Consider the following 21,996-nt stretch of genomic DNA (forward strand, 5'->3'; position numbering starts at 1 on the left):
TCGCGTGCCGGTGACGTCGTAGGCTTCCGGGTGCAACCGGACCGAAGTCAGACGTAGAGGGAGTGCCGTACGTGGCCAAGCTCACGCTCGCGCAATTGGAACGCCATCTCTTCGCGGCGGCGGACATTCTGCGCGGCACGATGGACGCCGCCGAGTATCGGGACTTCATCTTCGTCCTGCTTTTCCTCAAGCGCGTCAACGACGAGTTCGACGCCGCACGAGAGCTGATTCTCGCCGGCGCCCTGGCGGCAGGGTCCTCCGAGGAAGAGGCCGAGGAGGAAGCGGAGACCTACCAGAACTACCGGTTGCGCGGAGTCGTGTACGTACCGGAGGAGGCCCGCTGGGAGCGGCTCGCCGGGGGAGTCGACGAGATCGCGACGCATTACCTGCAGCCGGCCCTCGACAAGCTGGAGTCGCAGGCCGGCAACGGAGAGCTGCGGGGCCTGTTCAGTCACGTCAACTTCAACCGTATCGGCGGTGGCAGGAGCTCGTCGGCGGCGGACCTCGCCGACAAGCGGCTGGCCGCGCTCATCGAGCACTTCGGCGGTATCCGGCTACGGGGTGAGGACTTCGAGTTCCCGGACATGATCGGTGCCGCGTACGAGTACCTGATCAAGGACTTCGCGGACACGGCGGGCAGCAAGGGCGGCGAGTTCTACACCCCGCGTGCGGTCGTCCGGATGATGGTCGAGCTGGCCCGGCCGACGGCCGGAATGCGGATCTACGACCCGTGTGTCGGCTCGGGCGGAATGCTCATCCACGCCAAGGAGTACATCGACGAACACGGTGGCGACTCCGGGAATCTGTTCCTCGCCGGGCAGGATGCCAACAGCGGTTCGTGGGTCATGGCCACCATGAACATGCTTTTCCACGGTGCGAAGTCGTTCTCGTTGAAGACGGGCGACACCCTCACCAATCCGCTGCACCCCGAGGCCGATTTCGACCTGGTGCTCAGTAATCCGCCGTTCTCCATGGACTACAAGGAGGACGAGGTCCCGCACCTGGGGGATCGGATGCCATACGGTGCGGCTCCCGAAAAGGGCAAGGCCGACCTCATGTTCCTCCAGCACATGCTGCACATGGTCCAGGGACGGGGCGGTTCGGTCTTCACGGTCATGCCGCACGGCGTCCTGTTCCGGGGCGGCGGCGAGCAGAAGATCCGTACGAAGCTGCTGGACGCGCACCTGGTCGAGGCCGTGATCGGCCTCGCGCCGAACCTCTTCTACGGGACCGGCATCCCGGCCTGCGTCATCGTACTCCGCCCCCCGGAGCAGCGGCCCAAGGACCAGCGGGACAAGGTGCTCTTCATCAACGCCGACCGCGAGTACCAGGCGGTGCGGGCGCAGAGCGTGCTGCTGCCCGAGCACGTCGAGAAGATCGTCTCGACTTTCCACGCCTACCAGGATGTCGAAGGCTTCGCGAAGGTGGTGGACCGGAGCGACCTGGCGGAGAACGCCGACAACCTGAACATCCGCCGGTACGTGGACAACACTCCGCCGCCGGAGCCGCAGGACGTCCGGGCGCACCTGATGGGTGGCGTGCCGGTCGCGGAGATCGAGGCGAAGAAGTCGCTGCTCGACGCGTACGCGGTGGACGCGATGAAGCTGTTCGCGGCGCGGGAGGGCGACCCGGAGTACGTCGACTTCCTGCCGGAGGGCGAACGCCCGGACGCGGCCCGGCTGACCGAGCTGGCGGGCAAGCGGGAGGCCGTGCTGTGGAAGGCGTTCGAGGAGTGGTGGACGTCGGAGGCCGAGCAGATCGCCCTGCTGGCCCCGGCGGACGGCGGCGACGACCGTACGGAGAATGAACGCAAGGCCCAACTGGCCAGGCTGCGCGAGGACTTGATCACCTCCTTCCGGTCCCGTCTCCTTCAGGTCGGCCTCCTCGATCGGTATGCGCTGGCCGGCGCGGTCGCCGGGTGGTGGCACGAGGGCAAGAACGACCTCAAGGCGCTTTCGGTGAACGGCTTCGGCGGCGTCATCGACGGCTGGATCGACATGGTCAAGACGATGCTGGCCGCAGAGCCGGACCCGAGCACGGGCGGTAGCCGAAAGCGCTCGGCAGCGGAACGGCGCCAGGCGTACGGCCACAAGGTGGTCGCCGCCATCGCCCCGGAGTTCCTGGAGCGACTCGCGGCGGCGGACCGGGCCAAAGCGGATCTGGACGCGAAGGTGAAGGCGGCCGAGGAGGCGAAGGCGGCCCTCACGGCGGCAGAGAAGGCGGCGGCCGAGTCAGGCGAGGACGACGCGGAGGTGGACCCGGCCCTGGCGGAGGCCGTGCTTGCACCGAAGGTCCTGGCGAAGCTGAAGAAGGACCGGACGGCGGCGGGCAAGGCCGTGACCGACCTGGAGAACGACTTCTGGCCGATCGACCCGGGGAAGAAGCCGAAGAAGACGGTGGCGGCTGCCAAGGCCGCGGCTGCGGCGGCTGCGACGGAGGACGTGCAGGAGTCGCTGCTGGACGCGGTCGCGGGGGAGGGCGGGGCGGAGGCTGAGGCGACGGTGCCCCTTCTCACCCGAGTGCGGCAGGACTTGGATGCGGAGAGCGCGCGCGATGCAGTGCTCGGCATTCTGCGTGACGACCTTGTGGGCAAGCTGGATGGGCATGTGGTGCGGAGCCGCCGGGGGTTGGTGGAGGCGTTTCAGGTTTGGGAGGACAAGTACTCGGTCTCGCTGAAATATCTCGAACTAGAGCGTACTCAAGCATTCACTCAGCTAGAAAGCTTTATGCGGGAGCTCGGTTATGCGAGCTGAAACCGAATTCCACTTCACGCCCATCCGTGATCTCGGTGAGGTTCGGATGGGTAAACAGCTTTCCCCTGCGAGTCGGGAAGGTGCAGGCCAGGCCCCCTATTTGAGAGTTGCCAATGTTTTTGATGGGCGAATCGACTTTTCTGACGTAAAGTATATGAGCTTCACTCGGGCAGAACTTGCTACCTACAGCCTGCGCCCTGGTGACATCCTCCTCAACGAAGGGCAGAGCCTAGAGCTAGTGGGCCGTAGCGCTCTCTACGATGGCCCGGATGGCGCCTACTGCTTCCAGAACACGCTGGTGCGTTTTCGTCCCGGCCCGCTGGTGTTGCCAGAGTATGCGCAGATCGTTTTTAGCCGATGGCTATCAACGGGAGTTTTTTCTGCTATCGCGAAAAAGACCACGAGTATTGCACACATGGGTGGCGATAGATTCGCTTCCCTGTGTTTTCCGCTTGTCGCGCTCGAAGAGCAGCGTCGCATTGTGGCTTCGATTTCAGCGGTAGAAAACGCAGAGCAATCCACTCGTCGGCAGATCAGCAAGTTGAGAATTATTCGGCAGGCGCGAATCAATTCGTTTGTTGGAGCGCCGGAGGCGAGTGGTGAGGTGGGGGTGCTCGGCGATCGCCTGACGCGTATCGATGCCGGGCGCAGCCCAGACCTCCCTAACCAGCCTGCTGCGGCGGGCGGATGGGGAGTGCTCAAAGTGAGTGCTGTACGTGCGGAAGGGTTTCGGCCGCAGGAAAACAAGGCTCTTAACGACATGTCGCTTCTCGATAAACAATATGAAGTGCATGACGGTGACCTACTCATGTCCCGAGCCAACACTCCTGAACTCGTCGGAGCCTCCTGTATTGCGAAGACTGCTGCATCCCGGCTACTTTTGAGCGACAAGACATTGCGGTTGGTCGAAGATTCGGATCTAGCGGACAGGTCGTTCGTCAATCTCTTCTTGTCGAGTAGCGCCGCCCGCATTCAGATTTCTAATGCGGCTTCTGGTAGCAGTCGCAGCATGCAAAATATCAGTCAGCGGGCAATTTTTGGGATTTCTCTCGTCTGGCCTTCGCTGACCAACCAGCAACGGTTCGTGCGAGAGATTGATGCGTTTGACAATAGTATTCTCATCGCAGATGGGGAGCTTGGGAAGTTTCGAATTATTCGTCAGGGTGTACTGGAGTCTTTCTTCGGTAAGGAAAATTCGAAAACGTTTCAGCCTCGACCAGCTGGTCGAGGCTGAAACGCCCGCCCTATGGGTGGCCCTGTGAAGGTGGTTCGGCTGGCGTATGGATTGCTTTCGAACCATCCTCTAGATGTGGTATCCCCAATGCTAGAAGTGATGCTAGTAGCGCGCCGACCGCTTTCACTGCACCGTGGAGCAGTGAAGCTAGGAGCTCTCTGGGATTGATCAGGGAGTTTTTAGATTCTTTCGTTCGTGCTCGATTTCCTGCGTCGCCTGGGCTCGTTGAATTTGCCAACACCAGCTCCGAAGTGCACTTTCCATTAATTTGATGGATCGGACTGAGAGTTCTTGGCCCGAGGGGCCTGGCTCTTCCGGGTGGTGAAACTCTACGAAGATCTGTGGGGCCTGGTAGCGAGCAAAGCAGACGCGCTCGCGGCGCCGGCTCACTACCTGGGCATAGCGAAGCGTCAGCGACGAAGATGTGCAATTGCTGAGATTTCGGGCTCTCGGGGTGGCTAGATGTGAGGTTTGGGGTAGCTGGGGAGTTGGCTTGAATTAGCGATTTCTATTTTCGCCTCTATGTTCGCGAAAGTTCGATTTCCACCCAAACCACCTTCCCGATCCCGTTCCTGCGTGGGCACGTCCCCCACCGGTCGGCGAGGGCGATCACCAGGGCCAAGCCGCGACCGTCCTCGTCATCGACTCCGGCCGGGCGCGGCTTCGGGAGGTCGTCGTTCGCGTCGGCCACCTCCACACGCAACGTGCCGTCGTAGAGCGCGAATCGTGTACCGATCTCCCGGCCGGGCGAGACTCTGCCGTGCTCGACGGCGTTGGTGACGAGCTCGGAGAGCAGCAGCACCGCTGTCTCGGCCGGTTCCTCGGCGATCTTCCATTCGGCGAGCTGCTGCCTAAGGGCTGCCCGCGCCCGGCCGGCGCTTCTGCGGTGGCGAGGGAAGAGCTGGCGGGCTTCGACGCCGGCGACGGGCGTGGCCGTGGGCGATTCTCCGGATGCAGACACAGGGGTGCCCCCTCAAGAGCGCGTGGCTGGATGGCGGGTTGGCGCGGTGCGCGCCGACCGCTTCGAGTGCGCAACGTGTCGCACTCGTGACGATCTGTAGCGTGCTCGTAGTTGGGTCAACTTGCAAGTGGAACAGGAGTGTTCGATTGCGATTTTGGTGTCGCTAGGTATCGTTGCGGTCACTGCAAGCAACGTGCCGAGTTGAGGGGGCGGTTGTGACCGTCGAACAGAGGCCGACCGTGCGTCGTCGGGTCCTGGGGGCAAATCTTCGGCGACTTCGCGAGGACAACGGCCTGTACCTGGAGGACGCCGCCGAGCAACTCAGCTGCCACGCTGCGAAAGTCAGCCGTATCGAGTCGGGCCGGAGCGGGATACGGCAACTCGACCTCCGTGTGCTGCTCGATCTCTACGGGGTCAAAGACTCGGCGGAGCGGGAGGGTTGGCTCGCACTTGCTCGTGAGAGCCGGCGTCAGCGCTGGTGGCGCGTACTCGAAGACCGACTTCCCCAGGATTTCCTGGACCTCGTCGGTCTGGAGGACGAGGTGTACGAGTGCCGAGGTTTCCAACCGGCCATCGTCCCCGGGCTGTTCCAGACCGAGAGGTACGCGACAGCTGTCATTCAGGGCGGCTCACCTGGAACCTTGGACGAGTCTCAGGAGACCAAGCTGCGGGTGCGTCTGGAGCGGCAGAAGGCTCTGACGCGCTCGGACCCGGCACCGCTGAAAGTGTGGATGGTTCTGGGAGAGGCGGCGCTGCGGCAACAGGTGGGCGGAGCTGAGGTGTTGCGCGAACAGTTGCTGCACCTTGTGGAGGTGGCGCAGCTTCCGAACGTCACATTGCAGGTACTACCCTTCGCAGCAGGAGCTTGCCAGGGCGGACCGTACCCCTTCTTGATCTACAGCTTCCCGCCTCCGGCGGGGCTGGAGGTGGTCCTGTTGGAGAACTTCGCGAGCCATGCCTACCTGGAAACCCGGGAGGACACGGTCCGACTGGGAGGCGCCTTTGATCATCTTCGGGCGACTGCGCTGAGCGCGCTGAAGTCGGAGGGTCTGATCGTCGAGATCGCCAACGAACTGAAAAACGCCTAAGGAAGAACAACTCATGTCGTCTCACCGCGTCGAATGGTTCAAGAGCTCCTACAGCGGACAGAACGGCGAGTGTGTAGAAGCCCGCCGGTCGGAAGCCGGTCTGGACCTGCGCGACACCAAGGACCACCGGGCCGGCACCCTCGCCTTCACCGCCACCGCCTGGAGTGCCTTCCTCGGGGACGTGAAGCAGGACGCATCCCGCACCGTATAGCCGCGAACGCCCCCAAAGCCCCTGGCCCTTGCCAGGGGCTTTCGCGCACTCCGCCTCCCTCTGTGATCTCCTGGCGCAGAATGGGCGGACGGTCGGGCGGTTCACTCGGAGGGGCGCGGGCGGATGGTACGGGGTGCGGTTGAGCGGGACGAAGTCGAGCGGCCGTTCGTCGAGCAGCTCAAAACGATGGGCTGGGAGCACATCCGCGGCTCCGATCTCGCCGACGACGAGCGCTCCCGTACTGACGTACTGCTGACCAAGCGCCTCGTCGCAGCCGTACGGCGCGTCAACCGGCTGCCGGGTACCGGGGACGCCTGGATGACCGAGACCGATGCCGAGCGGGCCGTCGATGATCTGCGACGGGCCGCCCGCAGTGTGTCCGCGCAGTCGTTGCTCCGGGCCAACGGAGAAGCCACCGCCCTTCTGTTGCGCGGCACCCCGATGACCGGGCCGCAGGACAAGGACTTCCTCGTCCAGTTCATCGACTGGGAGTGGGAGGGGCGGGACGACGCCGAGATCCTCCGGCGGAACCGGTTCCTCGTCGTCGACCAGTTCCGCATCCGCAAGGCTGACGGCAAGGACGCCGTTCTCGATCTCGTTCTGTTCGTGAACGGAATCCCCGTCGTCGTCGTCGAGTGCAAGAGCCCCGACCGCAAGGACGCCATCGGTGACGCGGTCCGGGACCTGCGGAGGTACGCCGGGAAGCCGCTGGAGCACGACGCCCGCACGGAGTCGGGGAGCCCCGGCGGCGTCCCGGAACTGTTCGTGCCCGCACAGTTGCTGATCGCCGCGAGCGGGAGGACCGCAGCCCTCGGCACGATCTCCGCCGCCGAGGAGCACTACGCCGCCTGGCACAGCGTCGAGCCGGACTACGCCGACGACCGGGCCCTGCGCTCCGCCCTGCAGTCGTCGAAGGTCCTGCGGGGTGACGCCAAGCTGACCGGCCAGCACAAGCTGATCGCGACCGTGCTGAAGCCGCGCAACCTGCTGAACATCATCCGGCACTACGTCTTCGAGCTGCCCATCAAGACCAAGGAGGGCGAACCTCCGGTCACGGTCAAGGCTGTCTGCCGGCATCAGCAGTACCGGGCCGTGGAGAAGATCGTCCACAAGCTGCGGACCGGCCGCAAGCGAGGCGAGTCCGGTGCCGAGGACGACGAGCGTGGCGGCGTCATCTGGCACACCCAGGGCTCCGGAAAGAGCCTCACCATGTCGTTCCTGGCCCGACGGCTGCACATGAGCCGGGATCCGGAGCTGAATCGCTTCACCCTGCTCGTCGTCACCGACCGCAAACAGCTCCAGCAGCAGCTGTCCGCAGCTGTGCGGGTCAGCGGCAGCACCATCCGTATCGCCAAGTCCCAGGCCGACGTGGAGGGCATGCTCCAGCGGGCGGGCAAGCCGGGCGGCCGGGCCGTGATCTTCGCGATGATCCAGAAGTATCTGGGGCGGATCCCCGGGTTCGTCGGGGAGACGGACGGGGACGACCGGGAATTCGCCGAGGAGTTCAGGCGGGCCCATGGTCGGATCGTTACGGGGGAGGACCCGGCCGAGGTTGCGGACCCGACGCCCGACGAGGCCACCACCGAGGCGGTCAGGCGCCGCTTCACGGAGTGCAGCACCGAGTCGCGCGTACTGGTCCTGGTCGACGAGGCACACCGTTCGCACACCTCCGTACTGCACGCGTGCCTGCGGGACTCCGTCCCCAACGCTGCCCGGATCGGCTTCACCGGTACGCCCATCATGAAGGGCAAGCTGACCGACACCGGCCGGATCTTCGGCCTGGAGCCGGGCAACACCTTCCTCGACTCGTACCGGATGGAAGAGGCGGAGAAGGACAAGGTCGTCGTTCCCGTCCGGTACGAAGGGCGTGCCGGGCAGGGCAGGATCAACAAGAAACAGGAACTCGACGGCAAGTTCGAGGACCTCATCGCGAAGCTGAGCGAAGAGCAACAGCCCAAGGCGCGCAAGGGCGCGAAGCCGACGAGCAGGGATGTCGCCGAATCCTTCCCGATGATCCGGGCCAAGGCCGTCGACATGCTGGAGCACTACGTCACAGGGCCGCTCACCGGTGGCTTCAAGGCCCAGGTCGCGGCGGTCAGCAGGCAGGCGGCCGTGCATTACCGGGATGCCCTGCGCGACGCCCGCGCCGAGCTGCTGGCCAAGGTGAGGGCGTTCGACGGCGCGGCCCGCGAGGCGCTGCGAACGACGAAGCCGGAGGAGTACACCCGGGAGGACATTCTCCTGCTGCGTGCCTGGCAGTACCAGGAGGTGCTGCGGCGGATGGACTTCGTGCCCGTGATCTCGGAGGGCGACGAACGCAAAGGCGGCCTGTGGCGGGAGTGGACCGACCCGAAGAGCCAGGAAGAGCACATCGAGCGGTTCCTGGAGCCGTTCCCCCATCTGCCCCCCGACAACCCGTGGGCAGTCGAGCATCCCGAAGAGACCGACCCGCTGCCGGGCGGCACCGTAGGCCTGAACCCCTGGAGCAATGAGGTTCCGGATGCCCCGGTCGAGAAGCCGCCGATCGCCTTCCTGATCGTGAAGTCGATGCTGCTGACCGGATTCGACGCCCCGATCGAGCAGGCGCTGTATCTGGACCGCCCGATCCAGGACGCCGAACTGCTCCAGGCCGTGGCACGCGTCAACCGGCCCGCCCGCCTCAAGCGCGAGGGCCGGGTCGTGGACTACTACGGCGTACTGAACAACCTCGCCGTGACGCTGGCCGCCTACCGGGGCGACCCGCCCGTGCTCGACGGGCTGCGCAGCCTGTCCTCGGAGGTACCGGGGATGACGGGGGCGGCGCGGCAGCTCCGCCGGTTCCTCAAGCGGCTGGGCACCGGCGGGCTGGACGGCCCCGGCGGCATGGGGCGGGCGATGATGGCCCTGCACGACCCGGAGGAGCGGGCCGAGTACGACCGGCTTCTCGGGACGTTCCTGGACGCGCTGGAACGTGTGCTCCCGCACGAGGCGGCCCTGGAGATGATGCCGTACGCCCGGCGATGGACCCAGCTGCAGTTGCGGGTCCGCAGGCACTACCGCGACGAGTCCGGCGGCACGTTCTCGATGCGTGGCTACGGACGCAAGGTCCGGGCGCTGATCGCCGACCATCTGGAGTTGCCCGAGATCACGCAGGCCATCGCACCGGTCTCCATCCTCGACCCCGATTTCGACGAGATTGTGGGACGCATCCCGGACATCCGCGAGTCCGCGGCCGAACACGAGCAGGCGCTCCGCTACCACCTCGAAGAACGCATCGCGAACGACGACCGGCAGGTGTACCGCGAGCTCTCCGAGGACCTGCAGCAGGTGCTCGACGAATTCGCGGGGCGCTGGGAGGACATCAAGCGGGAACTGGGCCCGCTTATCGACCGGGCACGACAGGCCGAGCAGGCGGATCCGGAGGCGGCGGGTCTGACACCGGTGGAACGGAAGCTGTACGTCAAGCTCACCGATCACATGGCCGAGCACCTGGTCTTCGGCGAACTCGACCAGGAGTTTCTGCGCGTCCTGACGGTCGATCTCGCCTCGCTCATCTCCGAGCACGTCTCCAGTGCGTCCTGGTCCGGACTGGAGACCAGCCTGGAGGATCTCCAGGTGCACATCTGGGCCCGGCTGCGCGAGAACAAGTTGCGGCCGGTCGAGGGAGGGCTGAAGCCGCTGACCGTGCTCTCCAATTCGATCGCGGGATTCGCGCAGGATCACGCCGGGGCGTTCCGGGCGGAGCGGCTGGGACAATAAGGGGGTGTCCGAGTCGTCGCCCCTTTACTTCGCCCCGCCCTCGCTCGTCGACGGGCAGGAACTCAAGGTCGACGGCAGGGTGTTCCTGGTGCGGGTGAGTGCGCGGCGATCGAAGCTCGGGCTCACGGTCGAGCGGGACGGCTCGCTGACACTGCGGACGCCGACGGGGTGCGCGGTGCAGAGAGCCGAATTGTTCGTGCGCAACAGCAGGCCGTGGATCGACGACAAACTCCGATTGCGCGTTGCACTGCGCCCGGTGCATCCGGTCCGTGCATTCACCGACGGCGAGACCTACCGGTACCTGGGCCGTGAGTACCGGCTCCTGCTGGTGGACGATCCCGGCGCACCGGTTCGGCTGTCCGCCGGGCGGCTGTGCCTGGACAGGGCCACCGCGGCAGATGTGCGACTGGCGCGGCGTTCGGTCACCGCCTGGTATCGCAAGGTGGGGCTGAACTGGGCGCAGGGACGCCTCCAGCCCTGGGCCGCGCGCATGGACGTCGACGAGCCGACGGTCACGGTGAGAGACGTCGGGCGCCGCTGGGGCACGTACCGGAACAGCGCCACCGACGCCGACGGCGGACGGATGGCCCTCCACTGGGCCGTCTTCCAACTTCCCGCCCAGCTCGTCGACTACGTCATCGCCCATGAGCTGGCGCATATCCGGGTGGCCGGGCACGGGCCTGACTACTGGCGGCTCCTGCGCCGGGCCATCCCGGAATGCGAACGCCTCAAGGGGGAACTGGACGAGATGGGGCGGAGGGTCTGGCTGGGGGACGTCCCGGTGGGCTCAACGGCACGCACAAGGGGCGTCCCCGAGGACTGACCGTCCATATGCAGCCGGGGCGGCGCGCAGATCATTCGAGCGAGATGTTCAGTTTCTCGCCGACCCGGCGGTAGCCGATGCCCGCGTAGATCCGCTCCACGTCGGCGTCGCCGGGCTCCAGCCACACCACCCGGCAGCCCTGCTCGAAGGCGGTGGCGGTCAGGTGGGCACAGAGCGCGGCGCCGATGCCGCGACGGCGGAACGCGGCCGCGACGGCGAGGCCGGTCAGCTCGCTGAGACCGTCGACCGGGACCGAGCAGCCGCCCGCGCCCGCCGGGACGCCGTCGACGGTGGCGAGGGCCGCGACCCCGCCGCCCGCGGCCGCCTCGCGCAGCCAGGCCGCCTCGCCGCCCTCGGGCTCGCCGGTACCGCCGTAGCCGTGGTGCTGGACGAGTGCCGCGGCGTCGAACTCCGCGTCGGTGACCGGTGGGGCGATCACGAGGGAGTCCACCGGCTTCGGCGGCAGCAGACCGGCGGGGGCGCAGGCCATGATCGGTGCCCGGTCCTCGACGGTGAACCCGGCGGCGAGCAGCGCGGGTTCGACGGCGGGCGCCCAGCCCGGCAGATACTCCAGCCGCGGCATCCGGTCGCGCTCGCGGAACGCCGCAATCAGCGCGTCGAGGTCCGCGGCCGTCGGTTCTGCGTCCTGGTCGGGTATCGCGTAATTGGCGTACTTGAGCGACCAGCCGGGGTTGTACCGCACGGTGAAGGGCCCGACCCGGAGGTGGTCGGGGGAGCGCAGGGCGAGCGTACGGGCATGGATCTGGACCTCGACGTCCATGGGCATGTGGGGTGTCCTCCGGTCGGCTGATCGATGGCGGGCCGCTCCGACGACGGGCCGTTGCGACGCCGGGAGTTGCCCCGACGGCGGGCCGATCCGAATCGGAGTCGGGAGCCTATGACACCCGGGTCGCTCCGGCGAAGGGCATCTGGTCGATCGGCGCGATCCGGACCGGCGCCCCCGGGCGCGGGGCGTGGATCATCTGGCCGTTGCCGATGTAGAGGCCGACGTGGCTGACACCGGAGAAGAAGAACACCAGGTCGCCCGGGGCCAGTTCGGAGCGCGAGATGTGCTGTCCGGCGTTGATCTGGGTGTACGTGGTCCGGGGGAGCGAGACGCCGGCGGACCGCCAGGCGGCCTGGGTGAGCCCGGAGCAGTCGAACGAGGACGGGCCGGTCGCGCCCCAGACGTACGGTTTGCCGAGTGCTCCGAACGCGAACGCGACGGCTGCGGCGGCACGGGTGGTGGGGGCGAGGGCGAGGCCGCGCGCGGTGCCCCGGTCGGCACGGCCGGCGGAACGCGCGCCGTTCGAGGCCTCGTAGGCGCTGCGCTCGGCCGGGGACAAGGTGGCGAGGAGCCGCTGCGCGTCGGCCAGCTTGGTCCTGACCGTCGCCTTGTGCTTCTTCAGCTCGGCCTGGCGCGACGCCAGCGCGGCCAGCTTTCCCCTGGCCTGGGAGCGCAGCTGGGCGATCCTGGCGACCTGCCGCTCCACCGTGTCGACCTCGGCGGCCTGGCGGTCGCTGATCCGGTCCACGTACGACGCGCGCTCCAGATACTGGTCGGGGTCGGAGGAGAGCGCCAGCTGCAGAGCGGGGTCGAGGCCGCCCGTGCGGTACTGCGCGGCGGCGAGCGAACCCAGCGCGTCGCGCGAGGCGTTGAGGCGCTCGGTGCGGCGGGCGGCCTCGTCGCGCAGGGTGTCGACGGCCTCGGCGGCGGCGGCGGCCTTCTCCTTCGCGCCGTTGTACTGCTCGGTGGCGACTTCCGCGTCGCGGTACAGCCGGTCCACCTCCGACCTGACCTGGGTGGGGGTGCGCTGGGGATCGGCGTGCGCGGAGCCCGGCAGAGCGGCAGCGGTGGCGGCCCCGGCGAAGGCGAGGGTGGCTGCGGTGCGGGCAGCAGAGCCGGTGTACGGGCGCTGCTTGGGTTTCCGATGCGCTGCCACGGGGGCGTGCGTCCTTCCTGGTGACTGCCCGACGGGGACTACCGGCGGGCCCGCCCGGGATCCGGTGGCGGGCCACCCACAGCCGGGCGGCCCGCCGCCGGATCCCCGGCGGGGTGACCGGCGTGCCGTCCGGGGGCGGAGCGGCGGTGAAGACGGTCACCTGGTCAGGGACGCTAAACCCGGGGCACGGGGAAGAGTCGTAATGACGCTTATTGCCCGAATTTGGCGCGGCGCTGTCTGTGTCTGATCGGAAAAATGACAACAGAGTCAGGCAATTGGTGCAGACACGAGTGAAGCGCCAGGAAGCTGTACCTGCCTGCGGAGTGGTGATATGGGCGGGGCTAGGCTGCGGCCTCATGGACGTACTCATTCATGTCTTCGTCGCCCTGCACATCATCGGTATCGCCTCGCTGCTGGGTGGTTTCCTGACCCAGATGAAGGCGATGGGCGCGGGCACGGCCCGGTTCGTCCCGGCGATGCTGCACGGCGCGCTGACGATGCTGGTCACCGGGGTCGCGCTGGTCGGGCTCAACGAGGCCGACGGCCACCACGTGAACAACATCAAGATCGGGGTCAAGCTGCTGCTCCTGGTCGTCATCCTCGCGCTCGTCTACGTCAAGCGGGACGAGGAGAAGGTCGACAAGGGCGCCTTCGCGGCGGTGGGCGGGCTGACGCTCGCCAACATCTTCATCGCCACGCTCTGGACCTGAGGGCCCCGGCCCGAAGTGCGGGACCCGAGGTCGCGGTCCCAGGTCTCCGTATCGCGGCCGGGACGGCGCCCGGCCCGGCCGGCGCGTGGGACGGGCCGGGCCGGGCGCGGGGGAGCGGGCCGTTACGCCGGCCGCACGCTGCCGTAGATCGGCATGTAGTAGATCGACTCCTCGCGCACGTTCGCGCCCGGCTTCGGCGCGTGGATCATCATTCCGTCGCCCTTGTAGATGCCGACGTGGCTGATGTCGTCGTAGAAGAAGACGAGGTCGCCCGGACGCAGATCCGCCGTGGCGACCTTGGTGCCGATCTTCACCTGGTCCCAGGTGGTGCGCGGGATGTCGACTCCCGCGTCCTTCCACGCGGCCTGGGTGAGCCCGGAGCAGTCGTACGAGGACGGGCCCGTCGCGCCCCAGACGTACGGCTTGCCCAGCTGGGCCCTGGCGAAGGCGAGGACCTTCTCCGCCTTGGTGGTGGCGCTGCTGTCCGAGCCGGTCCCGCCTCCCGCCGATGTACCGCTGCCGGACCCCGCCGCCTTCGCGGCCTCCTCGGCCTTGCGGTCCGCCTCCGCCTTGGCGGCGGCCTGCTGCCGCGCCAGTTCCTCCGCCTTGCGCTCGGCCTCCGCCTCCTTCTTCCGCTCCAGCGCCGCGAGCCGCGCCTTCTCCTCGGCGGTCAGCTTCGACAGCATCGTCTGCGCCTCGCCCAGCTTCTGCTGGACGTTCTGCTTGCTGGTGCGCAGCGTGGCCTGGGTCGTGGTCAGCGTCTCCAGGCTGCGCACCGCTTCGGCGCGCTTCTTCGAGGCCTTCGCCTGCTGGGCGCGGAAGTCCGTGACCGCCTTCTCCTGCTGACCGGTCATCCGGTTCATCAGCTGGCTCTGGTCGAAGTACGACTGCGGGTCGTCGGCGAGGAAGAAGGTGGCGCTCGGCGTGAGCGACCCGGTGCGGTACTGCGCGGCCGCGTAGGCGCCGAGCGTCCTGCGGGCTTCGTTGAGTTCGTCGGCGCGCTTCGCCACGTCGTCCAGGAGGACGTCCACCTTGGTGCGCTGGGCGGCGGAGGCCTCCTTCGCCTGGTTGTAGCGCTGGGTCGCGGTGCCCGCCTGCCGGTAGAGGTCGTCGACCTTCTTCTGGACGTCCTCGATGCTGGGCTTCGGAGCGGGGGCCGCCGTGGCGCTCTGCGTGGAGAGCAGGGTCACGGACGCCAGCGCGGCCGTCGTGAGACCGACGGCCGGTGTGGTGGTGCGCACCCGGGTACGCGGTTTGCGATGCGATGCCAAGACGGCATCTCCTTCCGTGGACCGCCTACCGGGTTAGCTGTCGGGTTCGGGCGGAACGGAAGGCTGCCCTACGGTCCGAGTGGGGGATAAGGACCGATTCACCCCGGTGACGCGTATGGGTCCCCGGCTCCGGACGTCCGTGAGGACAGCCCGGATTCGGCGCGGGCGCCCGCTCGGCGTGGTTCGCCTCAGGGGGTACGGGCCACCCGGTCGAGCACGGTAGCCAACCCGTGGTGCTGCTGTGAAGGTCGATGTTCGATATGCCCGATACGTTTTCGTGACCTCCGTGGGGCGGAGGTGACGAGGGCGGCCGAGGCCCGGAATCTCTTACGGAGGGTGGATGTCCGCTCTCTTTGCGTGCCCGGCGGCCGGGTGTGGTTCGCCGAGCGGCAGTCATGTGTCGGTGCGGCGGCCTAGACTCGACAAGCGATGAGCAGCCTCTTTGACGACAGCTTCCTGGCCGGCCTCCAGCACTCGGAGGAAGAGCCCCCGCCGCCCCCCGAGGACTCCGCACCCGAAGCGGTGCCGGAGGACCTCTTCGCGGGCGTCTTCGACGGGCCCCCGCCGCCCAGGGACGCGTACTACCGTGACGGTGCGCACCGCCCCGTCATCGATTCCGCGGCGCTCCTCGACGGGCTGAACACCGAACAGCGCGCCGCGGTGGTCCACGCCGGCTCCCCCTTGCTCATCGTCGCCGGGGCGGGCTCGGGCAAGACCCGGGTGCTGACCCACCGGATCGCCCACCTCCTCGCCGAGCGCGGGGTGCACCCCGGCCAGATCCTGGCGATCACCTTCACCAACAAGGCCGCGGGCGAGATGAAGGAGCGCGTCGAACAGCTCGTCGGACCGCGCGCCAACGCCATGTGGGTCATGACCTTCCACAGCGCGTGCGTACGCATCCTGCGCCGCGAGTCGAAGAAGCTCGGCTTCACCTCGTCGTTCTCGATCTACGACGCCGCCGACTCCAAGCGGCTGATGGCCCTGGTCTGCCGTGATCTCGACCTCGACCCGAAGCGCTTCCCGCCGAAGTCGTTCACGGCCAAGGTCTCCAACCTGAAGAACGAACTGATCGACGAGGAGACCTTCGCCGGCCAGGCTGCGGACGGTTTCGAGAAGACCCTCGCCCAGGCCTACGCGATGTACCAGTCCCGGCTGCGCGAGGCCAACGCGCTGGACTTCGACGACATCATCATGACGACGGTCCACCTGCTGCAGGCGTTCCCCGACGTCGCCGAGCACTACCGCCGCCGCTTCCGGCACGTCCTGGTCGACGAGTACCAGGACACCAACCACGCCCAGTACACCCTCGTACGCGAACTGGTCGGCCCGGCCGGCGAGCACGACGCCCCCGCCGAGCTGTGCGTCGTCGGTGACGCGGACCAGTCGATCTACGCGTTCCGCGGCGCGACCATCCGCAACATCCTCCAGTTCGAGGAGGACTACCCGAACGCGACGACGATCCTGCTGGAGCAGAACTACCGCTCCACGCAGACGATCCTGTCCGCCGCCAACGCGGTCATCGAGCGCAATGAGAGCCGCCGTCCCAAGAACCTCTGGACGAACGCCGGCACGGGCGCCCGGATCACCGGCTACGTCGCCGACACCGAGCACGACGAGGCCCAGTTCGTCGCCGACGAGATCGACCGGCTGACCGACGCGGGCGACGCCAAGGCCGGAGACGTCGCGATCTTCTACCGTACGAACGCGCAGTCCCGGGTCTTCGAAGAGATCTTCATCCGCGTCGGCCTGCCCTACAAGGTCGTCGGCGGCGTGCGCTTCTACGAGCGCAAGGAGGTCCGGGACGTCCTGGCCTACCTCCGGGTTCTCGCCAACCCCGAGGACACCGTCCCGCTGCGCCGCATCCTCAACGTGCCCAAGCGCGGCATCGGTGACCGCGCCGAGGCGATGATCGACGCGCTGTCCCTGCGCGAGAAGATCACCTTCCCGCAGGCGCTGCGCCGGGTCGACGAGGCGTACGGCATGGCGGCCCGGTCGGCCAACGCCGTCAAGCGGTTCAACACGCTGATGGAGGAGCTGCGCACGATCGTCGAGTCCGGCGCGGGCCCGGCGGTGGTCCTGGAGGCCGTCCTGGAGCGGACCGGTTATCTCGCCGAGCTCCAGTCGTCCACCGACCCGCAGGACGAGACCCGGATCGAGAACCTCCAGGAACTCGCCGCCGTCGCCCTCGAATTCGAGCAGGAGCGCGGCGAGGCCGGCGAGGAAGGCGCGGGCACGCTCGCCGAGTTCCTGGAGCGGGTCGCGCTCGTCGCGGACTCCGACCAGATCCCCGACGAGGACGAGGACGGCTCCGGCGTCATCACGCTGATGACGCTGCACACCGCCAAGGGCCTCGAATTCCCGGTGGTCTTCCTGACGGGCATGGAGGACGGCGTCTTCCCGCACATGCGCGCGCTCGGCCAGGTCAAGGAGCTGGAGGAGGAGCGGCGGCTCGCGTACGTCGGCATCACCCGTGCCCGCGAGCGGCTCTATCTGACCCGGGCGGCGATGCGCAGTGCCTGGGGTCAGCCCTCGTACAACCCGCCGTCCCGGTTCCTGGAGGAGATCCCGGACCAGCACCTGGAGTGGAAGCGGACCGGCCCGATGGCGGCCCCGGCCGGGCCGACGTCGGGGATCACCTCGTCGCTGTCCTCGTCGCGTTCGCGGTCCGGCCCCTCGGGCTTCGCGACCCGGCGGACCTCGGACAAGCCGACGATCACGCTGGTGGTCGGGGACCGGGTGACGCACGACCAGTTCGGGCTGGGCACGGTGACGGCGGTCGAGGGGATCGGCGACCAGGCGAAGGCGACGGTCGACTTCGGGGACGAGCGGCCGAAGAAGCTGCTGCTGCGGTACGCACCGGTCGAGAAGCTGTAGGCGGGCCGACGGCCGGGGCCGTCGCGTCGGCCGCCGTCCGCGCGATGGCGGGGCGGTCGGCGGGCGGCTCAGTTCGGGTCGACGCCGTGGCTGCGGAGCCAGGGGAGCGGGTCTATGGCCGCGCCCCCGCCGGGCCGCACCTCGAAGTGCAGGTGCGGGCCGGTCGAGTTCCCCGTGTTGCCCGAGTACGCGATGACGTCACCGGCCTTGACCGCACCCGAGCGGATCCTGGTGCTGCTCAGGTGGCAGTACCAGGTCTCGGTCCCGTCGGCCGTGGTGACGATGGCCATGTTCCCGTAGGCACTGTTCCACTGGGTGCGTACTGTGCCGTCGGTCGCGGCCATCACGGGGGTGCCGTACGAGACGGGGAAGTCGATGCCCGTGTGCACGGACATCCAGTTGACGCCCGCCTGGCCGAAGTACGCGCTGAGGCCGTGCTGCGCGACCGGCATGACGTACTTGGGGCGCAGCGCCTCCTTGCGGGCGGCCTCTTCCTCCCGCTTCTTCTTCTCGGCGGCCTGCCGCTCCCTCAGGTCGATGCGCTCCTGGGTACGGCTGACACGGTCGCCGAAGTTCTCTGCGTCGGCGCTGAGGTTGGCGAGCTGGGTGTCCAGCTTGTTGTTGGCCGCGACCGGCTTGACGGAGCCGGGGTCGGCCGCCGCCATCGTCGTGGTGTTGTCGTCCTTCTTGTCCTCGCCGCCCAGACCGCTGACGGAGGCCGCGGCGATACCGGCCACGCTCATCACGCAGGCGGAGGGAACGGCGACGGTGAGGAGTGCGGAACGCTTCGCGGGGGAACGCCGCCGACTGCGGCTGCCGCCGCCACCGTTGCGCGTCGCGGGGCGGCCGAGGGGGCTGTGGGCGGCGGGTGCGGTGTCGACGGCAGCGGTTTCCGTGCCGCCGTCGCTGTCGTCGCCGTCGTCGCTGTCGTCCGCCGAGGCTTCGTGACCGCCGGTGCCATGGCTGTCGGTGCCGTGTCCGTCCGTGCCGTGTCCGTCGGTTTCGAAGTCCGCTTCCGGGAGGCTGAACTCGGCGGTGGTGTGGGGTTCGTACGCGGCGAAGTCGAAGGAGTCCTGATCGGCGTAGGAATCGTACGGCTGGTGCGTTCCTCGCGCCCCGTGCGCTCTGTGTGCCTCTTGTGCTTCGTATGCCTCGTGTGACGGCGGCACCTCGTGCAACACCTGTGCGGTTTGCGTAGTTTGCACGGTTTGCTGTTCGTGCTCGGGCGTGGCGCCGGTGTTCCAGGCGGTGGCGTCGTACGCGCCGGTGTCGTAGGCGGCCGTGCCGGTCGTCGCCCACTGGCCGGTCCCGTACCAGCCGTTGGTGTCCCACTGACCCGTGGAGTCCGGGGTGCCGCCCGGTGCCGGGATGTCGGTGAAGGCGGTGGCCGTGGTTCCTGTCGTGCTGTAGTCGGCGTCGGACGTCCAGGCGGTCGTGGTGTCGTACACCGGACCCGCGGCGTACTGCGACTGGGACTGCGTCGCGTACGAGGCGTGGGCGTCGTACGAGGCGGTCGGGTGTGCCCCCGTGTCCCACTGCGTGGAGTCGTACTGGCCGCTGTATCCGGCCCGGGTGGCCTGCACGGCCTGCGCGATCTGCCCGGTGTCGTAACCGCTGCCGTACGTGCTGTCGTGGCTGCCGGGGAGGGAACCGAAGAGCGGATCGTTGTCGAAACCGCCGGCGGCCCGGCCGTCGTATCCGGCGAACCCGGCGTGGGGGGGCTGGTCGTCCACCAACTTCTCTCTCGCCTCGGCAGCAGGACCTTTGTCTGGGTTCCGGCGCGGGATCCCAGGGGGAGCAGTGGCCGCGACTGTACCCGGCGGTATGCGACGCCGACAATCTTCGGCGGGTTCGGGCGGCTCAGGAAACGGGCAATCGACCGTCTTTCGGCGGGCTGTCCACACAGCCTTGGCTCTATGTTCGAAACGCGTTCCATTTGTGAGACCTGCGGCGCGGGTGGCGCGGCGGCGGTTCCACCCGGTTTGTCTTCTGTTGGTGAAACCTCTGCCAAGAAACCGCTGCCGGGCGACAATCGCGCCGATGGAACCGGGTGCGTGCCGTCGGATCGAGCGTGTGCCACGGGGACCGGGCGTGTGCCGGCGGCGACTTCGCTGTCGGTCCCCCGGAGCGAGCGATCGCGAATCCGGAGGTCACGCGCAATTCCCCGTCGCCGGCTGAGCGATGGTGGAGCGTCGGACGGCCCGTCGACGCCGGAGACCGCACCGGGGGCAGGCGCCGCACCACCGATGGCGTGTGCGGCGTGGGGCAGAATCCTGCGCTGTGATGATGACTGCTCGTGAGCTCAACCGGGCGACCCTCAGTCGCCAACTGCTGCTGGATCGTGAGCCGCTGAGCGTCCCCGACGGGGTGCGGCGCGTGGTCGCGCTCCAGGCGCAGCACCCGGCCTCGCCGTATCTCGCGCTGTGGAACCGGCTCACCGATTTCGCTCCGGCCGAGCTCGACGCCGGCTTCACCGGACGTTCGGTGGTCAAGGCGCCCCTGATGCGGATCACCCTGCACGCCGTGCACGCCGAGGACTACCCGGTCTTCCGCGCGGCGATGCAGCCCACGCTGTACGCCTCCCGGCTCGGCTTCCGTTTCGCCGCCACGGGACTGACCCCCGCGGATGCCGATGAGTTGGTGCCGGAGCTCCTGGCCTTCACTCGTCGCCCGCGCACCTCGGCGCAGATGCAGGCGTGGGTCGAGGAGCGGACAGGCGCCGAGAAGAAGGACGGGGCGTGGTGGGGGCTGAAGGCGTACGCGCCGCTGCACCACGTCCCGACGGACGCGCCGTGGTCGTTCGGCCCCCGGCCGTCCTTCGTCGCGGCCGGGACGGGGCCAGCCTCCACGGGGCAGGCGGCGGAGCCGCAGGCGCTGCGGACTCTGATCCTGCGCTATCTGGCGGGGTTCGGGCCCGCTTCGGTGGCGGACGTGGCGCAGTTCGCCCTGGTGCGGCGGGCTCCCGTCCGTGAGGCCCTCGGCGCGCTGGACGGCGCCGTCGAGCAGCTCCGGGGGCCGGACGGCGTCACGTTGTTCGACCTCCCCGGCGCCTCCCGGCCGCCCGCGGACACCCATGCGCCGCCCCGGCTCATGGCGATGTGGGACAGCATTCTGCTGGCCTACGCCGACCGCAGCCGGGTGATACCCCCGGCCTACCGCCCTCTGGTGATCCGGAGGAACGGCGACGTGCTGCCCACCCTGCTGGTGGACGGCCATGTCGCCGGGGTGTGGCGCCCGATGGACGGCGGGATCGAGGCCACGGCCTTCCACCCCCTGTCGCCCGCCACCTGGGACGGACTCGCCACCGAGGCCCGGTCCTTGACCGCGCTTCTCGGCGACCGCGAGGCCGCGGTCTACAGCCGCTACCGCCACTGGTGGGCGAAGCTCCCCGACGCGGAGGTGCGGCTGCTGTGACCACGGGTCGTTGCCCGGACTCCGGCGGTACGCGCGCGTCGTTCGTCGGCGCGGGACGAGGATCACGCCACCGAAACGGTCCCGGTGTCCCCGGCCGCTCCGGTGTCCCCTGCCGCTCCGGTGGCTTCGGTCAGTGCCTCGCGGGACTCCAGGGCCTGCCGGACCGCTCCGGCGACGGTCGGGTGGACGGGGAGCGCGAGATGGCCGATCCCGCTGACGCGTACGTTCAGCACGTCGAGATCCGGATGGTCGATGCAGGCCGCCTCGGCCGGGACGATCACCCGGTCCAGCTCGCTCCAGAAACTCACGAACCGGGTACGGCAGCCGGGTGCCGGCCTGCGCAGTTCCTCGATCGGTGCGGAGCCCGTGCGCATCTGGCGCACGATCGGGTGAGCACTCGCCGGCGGGGCGAAGGCCGTGCCCCCGTGCGGTGTGCCGAGGGTGACCAGCGTGCGGACCCGTTGGTCACCGCCCAGCCGCTGTACGTAGTAGCGGGCGATCAGGCCACCGAGGCTGTGCCCGACGATGTCGACCTCGTGGTGACCGGTGCGGGCACAGATCTCCTCGACGTGCCGCCCGAGCAGCTCGGCCGCCGTACGGATGTCGCAGGTCAGCGGCGAGTAGTTGAGCGATTCCAGGTGGCGTCGGCCGTGCCGGGCGAGGGAGCGGCGGAGCAGGACGAAGACCGACCGGTTGTCGATGAAGCCGTGCAGGAGTACGACGGGCGGCTGCTCGCCCGCCCCGGCGGGGAGGGCGGTCGTCCCGGCGGGTGCGGTGGCGGCGGGCGGTCCGGCCAGGCGCGACGGAGGGCGCCGTTCCCCTGCGATGCCGGTGGGGTAGAGGAGTACGTGCCCGGCGAGGACCACCAGCTCAAGTGCGGTGGCCTTGAACAGCGCGGACGACAGCCGGGTGCAGCACGGAGACGGCCGGCGCAGCGGTACGGGAAAGAAAGGCAGGACCCTCATGGCCGACCTCC

The 21,996-nt window shown here is 68.4% G+C and carries 15 protein-coding genes and 1 riboswitch; of the genes, 9 read left to right on the forward strand and 6 right to left on the reverse strand.

Annotated elements, in window-relative coordinates:
- Positions 1–71 precede the first annotated feature (71 nt).
- Both ACF1B9_RS04100 and ACF1B9_RS04105 read left to right on the forward strand, forming a co-directional pair.
- Positions 72–2,753 (forward strand): N-6 DNA methylase, encoded by a 2,682-nt coding sequence (locus ACF1B9_RS04100; protein ID WP_391738914.1) that lies wholly within the window; start codon positions 72–74, stop codon positions 2,751–2,753.
- On the forward strand, positions 2,743–3,987 hold the full coding sequence (locus tag ACF1B9_RS04105; protein WP_391738915.1) for a restriction endonuclease subunit S: 1,245 nt from the start codon (positions 2,743–2,745) through the stop codon (positions 3,985–3,987). The genes ACF1B9_RS04100 and ACF1B9_RS04105 overlap by 11 nt, the downstream gene beginning before the upstream one ends.
- Before the next feature lie 520 nt (positions 3,988–4,507).
- Here ACF1B9_RS04105 and ACF1B9_RS04110 read toward each other — a convergent pair.
- On the reverse strand, positions 4,508–4,948 hold the full coding sequence (locus ACF1B9_RS04110) for an ATP-binding protein (protein WP_391738917.1): 441 nt from the start codon (positions 4,946–4,948) through the stop codon (positions 4,508–4,510).
- Positions 4,949–5,163: 215 nt separating this feature from the next.
- Between ACF1B9_RS04110 and ACF1B9_RS04115 the strand changes: the two genes are divergently transcribed.
- The 4 genes from ACF1B9_RS04115 (at position 5,164) to ACF1B9_RS04130 (ending at position 10,808) form a co-directional block, all read left to right on the forward strand.
- On the forward strand, positions 5,164–6,036 hold the full coding sequence (locus ACF1B9_RS04115; RefSeq protein WP_391738919.1) for a helix-turn-helix domain-containing protein: 873 nt from the start codon (positions 5,164–5,166) through the stop codon (positions 6,034–6,036).
- Positions 6,037–6,049: 13 nt separating this feature from the next.
- On the forward strand, positions 6,050–6,247 hold the full coding sequence (locus tag ACF1B9_RS04120) for a DUF397 domain-containing protein (RefSeq protein ID WP_391738921.1): 198 nt from the start codon (positions 6,050–6,052) through the stop codon (positions 6,245–6,247).
- 123 nt (positions 6,248–6,370) lie between these two features.
- The gene (locus ACF1B9_RS04125) at positions 6,371–9,985 is read left to right on the forward strand and encodes a type I restriction endonuclease subunit R (RefSeq protein WP_391738922.1); all 3,615 of its coding nucleotides are present in this window, start codon (positions 6,371–6,373) and stop codon (positions 9,983–9,985) included.
- A gap of 4 nt (positions 9,986–9,989) precedes the next feature.
- A complete protein-coding gene (locus ACF1B9_RS04130; RefSeq protein WP_391738923.1) occupies positions 9,990–10,808 on the forward strand; it encodes a M48 family metallopeptidase in 819 nt (272 codons plus the stop codon).
- 31 nt (positions 10,809–10,839) lie between these two features.
- Here the strand turns inward: ACF1B9_RS04130 and ACF1B9_RS04135 are convergent, their stop codons facing one another.
- Both ACF1B9_RS04135 and ACF1B9_RS04140 read right to left on the reverse strand, forming a co-directional pair.
- Entirely contained in the window at positions 10,840–11,595 is a 756-nt protein-coding gene (locus ACF1B9_RS04135) for a GNAT family N-acetyltransferase (protein WP_391738925.1), read from the reverse strand.
- Positions 11,596–11,704: 109 nt separating this feature from the next.
- Positions 11,705–12,751, reverse strand: a complete 1,047-nt coding sequence (locus ACF1B9_RS04140; RefSeq protein ID WP_391738927.1) for an NlpC/P60 family protein — start codon at positions 12,749–12,751, stop codon at positions 11,705–11,707.
- Between the two features lie 356 nt (positions 12,752–13,107).
- On the opposite strand from ACF1B9_RS04140, the gene ACF1B9_RS04145 reads away from it, so the two are divergent.
- Positions 13,108–13,461, forward strand: coding sequence for a hypothetical protein (locus ACF1B9_RS04145; protein ID WP_351074474.1), 354 nt, complete (start codon positions 13,108–13,110; stop codon positions 13,459–13,461).
- A gap of 122 nt (positions 13,462–13,583) precedes the next feature.
- Here the strand turns inward: ACF1B9_RS04145 and ACF1B9_RS04150 are convergent, their stop codons facing one another.
- Entirely contained in the window at positions 13,584–14,732 is a 1,149-nt protein-coding gene (locus ACF1B9_RS04150; protein WP_391738928.1) for an NlpC/P60 family protein, read from the reverse strand.
- A 6-nt stretch (positions 14,733–14,738) separates the two neighbouring features.
- A riboswitch (cyclic di-AMP (ydaO/yuaA leader) is annotated at positions 14,739–14,904 on the reverse strand.
- 257 nt (positions 14,905–15,161) lie between these two features.
- Between ACF1B9_RS04150 and pcrA the strand changes: the two genes are divergently transcribed.
- The gene (gene pcrA, locus ACF1B9_RS04155) at positions 15,162–17,606 is read left to right on the forward strand and encodes a DNA helicase PcrA (protein WP_391738930.1); all 2,445 of its coding nucleotides are present in this window, start codon (positions 15,162–15,164) and stop codon (positions 17,604–17,606) included.
- A 68-nt stretch (positions 17,607–17,674) separates the two neighbouring features.
- Here pcrA and ACF1B9_RS04160 read toward each other — a convergent pair whose 3' ends face one another.
- On the reverse strand, positions 17,675–19,339 hold the full coding sequence (locus ACF1B9_RS04160) for a M23 family metallopeptidase (RefSeq protein ID WP_391738931.1): 1,665 nt from the start codon (positions 19,337–19,339) through the stop codon (positions 17,675–17,677).
- A gap of 547 nt (positions 19,340–19,886) precedes the next feature.
- Between ACF1B9_RS04160 and ACF1B9_RS04165 the strand changes: the two genes are divergently transcribed.
- Positions 19,887–21,020, forward strand: coding sequence for a winged helix DNA-binding domain-containing protein (locus ACF1B9_RS04165; protein WP_391738932.1), 1,134 nt, complete (start codon positions 19,887–19,889; stop codon positions 21,018–21,020).
- Between the two features lie 62 nt (positions 21,021–21,082).
- On the opposite strand, the gene ACF1B9_RS04170 is transcribed toward ACF1B9_RS04165, so the two are convergent.
- Positions 21,083–21,985: an esterase/lipase family protein gene (locus ACF1B9_RS04170; protein WP_391738933.1), complete on the reverse strand. Its 903-nt coding sequence runs from the start codon at positions 21,983–21,985 to the stop codon at positions 21,083–21,085.
- Between the last annotated feature and the right edge of the window lie 11 nt (positions 21,986–21,996).

It is taken from the genome of Streptomyces sp. NPDC014727 (assembly GCF_043083485.1).
In the GTDB taxonomy this organism is placed as follows: domain Bacteria; phylum Actinomycetota; class Actinomycetes; order Streptomycetales; family Streptomycetaceae; genus Streptomyces.